The organism is Shewanella sp. HN-41 (assembly GCF_000217915.1).
Taxonomy (GTDB): domain Bacteria; phylum Pseudomonadota; class Gammaproteobacteria; order Enterobacterales; family Shewanellaceae; genus Shewanella.
In genome coordinates, this window is sequence record NZ_AFOZ01000024.1 from 49,026 (window position 1) to 55,266 (window position 6,241).

At 47.2% G+C, this 6,241-nt stretch carries 4 protein-coding genes, 3 tRNA genes and 1 pseudogene; 5 read left to right on the forward strand and 3 right to left on the reverse strand.

Going from position 1 to position 6,241, the window contains the following annotated elements:
- Window positions 1-222: 222 nt before the first annotated feature.
- Window positions 223-891 carry a 7-carboxy-7-deazaguanine synthase QueE gene (queE, locus tag SOHN41_RS09700; RefSeq protein WP_007648301.1) on the reverse strand — a complete coding sequence of 223 codons (669 nt, stop codon included), beginning with the start codon at window positions 889-891 and terminating at the stop codon, window positions 223-225.
- Window positions 892-1,067: 176 nt separating this feature from the next.
- Here queE and queC point away from each other — a divergent pair.
- Both queC and rrtA read left to right on the forward strand, forming a co-directional pair.
- Window positions 1,068-1,818 (forward strand): annotated as a pseudogene (gene queC, locus SOHN41_RS09705) (7-cyano-7-deazaguanine synthase QueC).
- A complete protein-coding gene (gene rrtA, locus SOHN41_RS09710; protein WP_037458676.1) occupies window positions 1,815-2,408 on the forward strand; it encodes a rhombosortase in 594 nt (197 codons plus the stop codon). The pseudogene queC and the gene rrtA overlap by 4 nt, the downstream one beginning before the upstream one ends.
- A 94-nt stretch (window positions 2,409-2,502) precedes the next feature.
- On the opposite strand, the gene uvrB is transcribed toward rrtA, so the two are convergent.
- Both uvrB and SOHN41_RS20155 read right to left on the reverse strand, forming a co-directional pair.
- On the reverse strand, window positions 2,503-4,509 hold the full coding sequence (gene uvrB / locus SOHN41_RS09715; RefSeq protein WP_007648309.1) for an excinuclease ABC subunit UvrB: 2,007 nt from the start codon (window positions 4,507-4,509) through the stop codon (window positions 2,503-2,505).
- A 659-nt stretch (window positions 4,510-5,168) separates the two neighbouring features.
- Window positions 5,169-5,306 (reverse strand): hypothetical protein, encoded by a 138-nt coding sequence (locus tag SOHN41_RS20155; protein WP_007648314.1) that lies wholly within the window; start codon window positions 5,304-5,306, stop codon window positions 5,169-5,171.
- Window positions 5,307-5,908: 602 nt separating this feature from the next.
- On the opposite strand from SOHN41_RS20155, the gene SOHN41_RS09720 reads away from it, so the two are divergent.
- From SOHN41_RS09720 to SOHN41_RS09730, 3 genes are all read left to right on the forward strand, one after another.
- A tRNA-Asn gene (locus SOHN41_RS09720) sits at window positions 5,909-5,984 on the forward strand.
- A gap of 53 nt (window positions 5,985-6,037) precedes the next feature.
- Window positions 6,038-6,113 (forward strand) — tRNA-Asn (locus SOHN41_RS09725).
- Window positions 6,114-6,142: 29 nt separating this feature from the next.
- A tRNA-Asn gene (locus tag SOHN41_RS09730) sits at window positions 6,143-6,218 on the forward strand.
- Window positions 6,219-6,241 lie beyond the last annotated feature (23 nt).

Genomic DNA, 6,241 nt, shown 5'->3' on the forward strand with positions numbered 1-6,241 from the left:
TCCCTAGCTTCATTCTTTATTGCCGTACCCGGTAACAGTCAAAAAAAAGTCGAGCGCTGTCGCAGTCACAATAGCCCATCTTTCTCTAGTAACTTATTACCCTTATGCTCAATTCTCCTATGCCGTATCTTGTCGATATTTTTAGCCCAAACTAGGTTAAACATGAAAAAACGCCCCATGGAAATGGGGCGTTTTTTATCAATCCAGGCTCACGCTGTGGTATTAATCGATATTTAAATATTTATGAGTTTGGATAGATAAACGCCAATTGCGGGCAATGCAAATTTTCATCGCCAGTTCCGTTGCTCTAGGCTTTTGGCTAATCGGCTGCAGGCAAATGGTCTTGGATGAAATATCGATACCTTTCAATAGCTCATCTAGCTCATCTAAGTGTTTTTCGGTGGCGATAGGATGTTTAATTTCATTAGCGCGATTAAGGGCCTGGGCCAACACGGGATAGCCGCCCTTCATATTCACCTTAGGTGAAACCGTGACCCAAGTGCTATCGTCGCAGAGCACTTCAAAGGTGCCACTGGTTTCAATTTGGGTGGCGAAGCCTTGACGGTGCAAGGTTTCGGTTAAGTCACGTAAATCGTACATACAAGGTTCACCGCCGGTGATCACTATATGCCACGCGGTAAAACCCTTAGCATGAAAGGCCGCGATAAGGCTCTGGGCGGTATGATTTGCCCAGCGACCAACAGTGCCGTCCACGGTAATCACTTGCTCTGGCGTGACTTTATTGGCCTCAAGGACATCCCAAGTCTGTTTAGTATCACACCAAGCACATCCCACGGGGCAACCTTGCAGGCGCACAAATATGGCGGGTACTCCGGTGAAGACACCTTCACCCTGAATGGTTTCAAAGACTTCGTTGACGGGATAGTTCATGCTGGCGTTCCATTTTTCTGGGGCGGCATTTATAGAGGATTTTAAGCCAAGCTGCAAGTTTTTACACTGACAACTCAGGCGCTGCGCTGGGAGCAAAGAGTTTTCAAGCCCTAATGCCTGAGTTACACTAGCGGCCTCTTTTTTTTGTGTTCAGTTAAGTGAACGGTGATTGGTTTATGGCAACTAAATTAGGCGCAAACGCGTTAGGGTCAACCGCAGCGGTATCAAAAGCAGTGGTGGTATTCAGTGGTGGACAAGATTCAACAACTTGTCTTATTCAGGCCCTCACCCAGTACGATGAAGTCCATGGGATCACCTTCGACTATGGCCAACGTCACCGTGAAGAGATTGAAGTCGCAAAAATCCCTCGCAAAACGTCTAAACATCACCAGCCATAAAGTGATGGATGTGAGCTTACTCAATGAGTTAGCTATATCTGCCCTCACCCGCGATGCGATCCCTGTATCCCACGAATTAATGGAAAATGGCCTGCCTAATACTTTTGTGCCTGGACGCAATATTCTGTTTTTAACCCTAGCGGGCATTTATGCCTATCAGTTGGGTGCGGACGCCATTATCACGGGCGTATGTGAAACCGACTTTTCTGGCTATCCAGACTGTCGCAATGATTTTGTCAAAGCCATGGAATCGGCCCTAGTACTGGGCATGGACAAAAAACTCCAGATAGTCACCCCATTGATGTGGCTTAATAAGGCGCAAACTTGGGCGTTGGCGGATAAATATCAACAGCTCGATCTCGTGCGTCACCATACACTTACCTGTTATAACGGTGTGGTAGGTGATGGTTGTGGCGATTGCCCCGCCTGCCATTTGCGCCAGCGCGGCCTAAATGATTATCTGCAAAATAAAGTCGATATTATGGCTTCTCTTGCGCACGCCAGTAAAAAAACCGAGCCACAAGCGTGAAACTTGGTCCCTACTGGATAGCATTGGTTGTCAGTTTGCTCTGTGCAGGCCTGTACGTTGCAGGACTGGCTACGCCCACTATCGATGATCTCTTCGCCTATCGACGCAGTGCCATTGCAGATGGCCAATGGTGGCGACTCGTTACCGGGAACTTGCTGCATACAAACCATTGGCATCTCTTAATGAACCTTGCCGGACTGTGGATTGTGCTATTTTTGCACCACTTCCACTATAGCGTTAAAGGTTTAAGTGTTTTATTTGCCCTACTGTGTTTACTCGAAGGCCTAGGTTTATACTTCGGATATCCGCAACTGCTGGGTTATGTCGGTTTAAGCGGCATGCTGCATGGCCTATTTGCCTATGGTGTGATGCGGGATATTCAGTGTCATATGCGCTCAGGTTATCTTTTACTCCTAGGCGTGATAGTCAAAGTTGGCCATGAACAACTTTATGGTGCTAGTTCCGATGTGACCGCCATGATAGGTGCAAGGGTTGCCACTGAAGCCCATTTGGTCGGTTTGATCAGCGGCCTGATATGCGCGCTTGCCATGCACCTCGCCATAAAATGGACACCTCAAGTGGCGAAATAACATCTCCTCAATAAAAAAGCCGCCTTAGCTAAGGCGGCTTTTTACACATCGATGATCCACGCTGTTATTTTACCTTTGACCGCTTTCAACCCCATCAAGCGGTGATTAATAGTTCCCTTAAGCGTTTGACTTCATCGCGCACGGCTGCCGCCTGCTCGAATTCTAAATTGCGGGCATGTTCATGCATTTTCTTTTCTAGCTTATCGATATCGTGACTTAATTGAGCTGCATCTGCATGATAATGTTTAGGTTTTGACTCGGCTACTCTGCCATAAACCGCTTTACTATCACGGCCATCATCGACATCCATCACATCGGTGATCCGTTTCACCACGCCCTTAGGCACGATTCCGTGTTTCAAGTTATGGGCACGCTGCCGTTCACGGCGACGCTCAGTTTCGCCCATCGCCTTGGCCATAGAATTCGTGATGCGATCCGCATAGAGGATCACCTTACCATTCACATTTCGAGCGGCACGGCCAATGGTCTGGATCAGTGAACGCTCGGAGCGCAGGAAGCCTTCCTTGTCGGCATCGAGGATACAGACTAAGGAGACTTCCGGCATGTCTAAGCCCTCACGCAACAGGTTAATCCCAACCAATACATCGAACTTACCTAAACGCAGATCGCGAATGATCTCGACCCGCTCGACCGTATCAATATCCGAATGCAAATAGCGCACTTTCACCCCGTGCTCGTCGAGGTATTCGGTGAGATCCTCCGACATACGTTTGGTTAACGTCGTGACTAATACCCGCTCATTAACGGCGACACGTTTAGCGACTTCCGATAATAAATCATCGACTTGTATACCAACTGGCCTCACTTCCAACTCGGGATCTAACAGACCTGTTGGCCGAACGACCTGCTCTACAATCTCGCCACCACTCTTTTCAAGCTCATAGGGATTAGGCGTAGCAGACACATAGATGGTCTGCGGCATCAACTGTTCAAACTCTTCAAATTTGAGAGGCCGGTTATCCAGCGCCGACGGCAAACGGAAACCGTACTCCACTAAGGTCGTTTTACGGGAACGGTCCCCTTTATACATAGCGCCAATTTGCGGCACTGTGACATGGGATTCATCGATGATCAGCAAACCATCGGCAGGTAAATAATCCAGTAGCGTTGGCGGCCCTTCGCCCGGGGCACGGCCCGACAGATAGCGGGAGTAGTTTTCGATACCGGAGCAATAACCCAGCTCGACCATCATCTCCACATCATATTGCACCCGTTCATGGATCCGCTGCGCCTCAATCAGCTTGTTATTATCCAAAAGCACTTGTTTACGTTCACGCAGTTCCTGCTTGATATGATCCGTTGCCTCGAGGATTTTCTCCCGCGGGGTCACATAGTGGGTCTTAGGATAAACGGTAGTGCGGGCAATGCGTTTGATGATCTGCCCCGTCAAGGGATCAAATTCACTTAAACGCTCGATTTCATCGTCAAATAATTCGACGCGAATGGCATAGCGATCGGAGTCTGCGGGGAAAATATCAATCACTTCACCACGAACACGGAAGGTACCACGCTGCAACTCAATATCGTTGCGCGTATATTGCAGTTCACTTAATCGCTTAAGAATATCCCGCTGCCCCATGGTATCGCCTTGGCGCAGATGCAATAACATTTTGAGGTAAGAATCGGGATCCCCCAAACCGTAGATGGCCGAGACAGAGGCGATCAATACCACATCTTTACGCTCTAGCAGCGCCTTCGTTGCCGAGAGCCGCATCTGCTCAATATGAGCATTCACAGAGGCATCTTTTTCAATAAAGGTATTCGATGCGGGCACATAGGCTTCAGGTTGGTAATAGTCGTAGTAAGAGACGAAATACTCCACCGCATTATGGGGAAAGAATTCCTTCATCTCGCCATAAAGCTGTGCAGCGAGGGTTTTATTCGGCGCCATAATAATGGTTGGCCGCCCCAATTTGGCAATCACATTCGCAATGGTGAAGGTTTTACCCGAGCCTGTTACCCCGAGCAAAGTTTGACAAGCGAGCCCCGACTCTAGGCCATCGATTAATTTTGCGATAGCAGTGGGCTGATCCCCTGCGGGGGCAAATTGTGATTCAAGCTGAAAAACAGATTCTGACACTCGTACATATCCTTGTGGTTAGTCGTCCCCATTCTAATCAAGTCGCCCGTTAAGCTCCAGTAGTTATCGGCCCAATAGACCGTTCGCACCTCCATACCGTCATAAGATGACAATTTTATGGACGGAAAATGAAATTTTTTGACCACAGCTTTTTGAGGCTAAAATTGGCCAAAAAAACACCCTAAAACACAGTGGAAATGGCAATTTAATACACAAGAGTGGGCTTTCACTCCATTACAAAATTGCAACCTAACTGAGAGCCAAATAAAATAGCGGTTGCTTTTGGTATAGTATTGGATTTATTGAATTTATTTTTTGTCGCCAAAATAGTGCAATTTAAGTCCATCGCCCATACCACAAGGCTTTGACGCCTGTTTTAAAGTACAACCCACAGGGTTATCCACAGAATTTGTTGATAAGTCAAAATAACCTAGGATCCACGCGGGATAGAGCACTGCTTTACCGCGAAATAACACCAAAGCAACATCTGGTAATTTAATTACATTTGATAAATGTTGCTACTTGTATCCATGGTCTTTAGATCAAAAACAGATAGTGCACCAAGCTTCGCTAGGACGGGCAATGCCCTACAAAAGGCTAGGTTCTTGATTGCCAGATGCGATAACGAGCACAGTGATGTCTGAGTTAATAGCTATCGATCAGCTAGGCGCAGCACGACGCTCATACAAGGCAACCTTGTTATCGTTCATCACATCGGCGCTCATAATCCGATAGTTCATTGTCCCTGTGTAGGTTTCCCCTAAACCCTGTGGCTCGATTTGATTGGCAAACTTCAACGTTATCACCACCCCAATGGGCTTTATTAAAACCATCCGTTAAACAATCAACAAAGTGCGCACTTTATCAGGCAACCATCATCGTCTGTGTCCGTTCGAGTTGGCGCAGAGCAAGCGATAAGCGAAGCAGCAATTAAAATGAGTAAAGTCTTTTCACGCATATCCTTATGATGCTTTAACTAAGGTGTAGTAGGTATTGGTTGGCAGCATGACCCCGTTTAAATCCCTCTGAAGTGGTTTACGACAACGTTATAACTGGTTGAGAGCTAGGGCACTTAAACCCCGTCGGAGGGATTAGAGAGAAAGTAAAGCGAGCTACGCCTTTATAAACCCTCGCTCTTAACCACCCAGCGTTCTAGCAGGCCGAAGGCCGCTCTGTTTTTACCCGCCCTAAGCCCAAAAATCTCCCCGCAAGAAACGCTATCTTGCGAAAAGTTAAGTTATTTCTTCATCAATATGATGATTTCTACACCACGATGCACATTAGATGAGCACTTAACAGCATAATTACACTTTTTTTAGTAACTCGAGTTGACTCATCCCACAGAGCGTTTTACTATGCGCTCCGTTCTCAACGAGTCAATACGACTGTGTGAAACGATTCCCCTGTAGTTCAGTCGGTAGAACGGCGGACTGTTAATCCGTATGTCACTGGTTCAAGTCCAGTCAGGGGAGCCACTTTCAACGAGTGTTTTGATACGTAAGAACAAAGCAGTAAGAGTAATAACGATTCCCCTGTAGTTCAGTCGGTAGAACGGCGGACTGTTAATCCGTATGTCACTGGTTCAAGTCCAGTCAGGGGAGCCACTTACTATCTCACTGCAGCGTTAAATGATTCCCCTGTAGTTCAGTCGGTAGAACGGCGGACTGTTAATCCGTATGTCACTGGTTCAAGTCCAGTCAGGGGAGCCACTTTAAGCAATCATGTTTTATTA

What these genes read in the sequence shown, in the direction of transcription:
- queE (WP_007648301.1), bottom strand. Translation starts at nt 891, where the DNA reads ATGAACTATCCCGTCAACGAAGTCTTTGAAACCATTCAGGGTGAAGGT.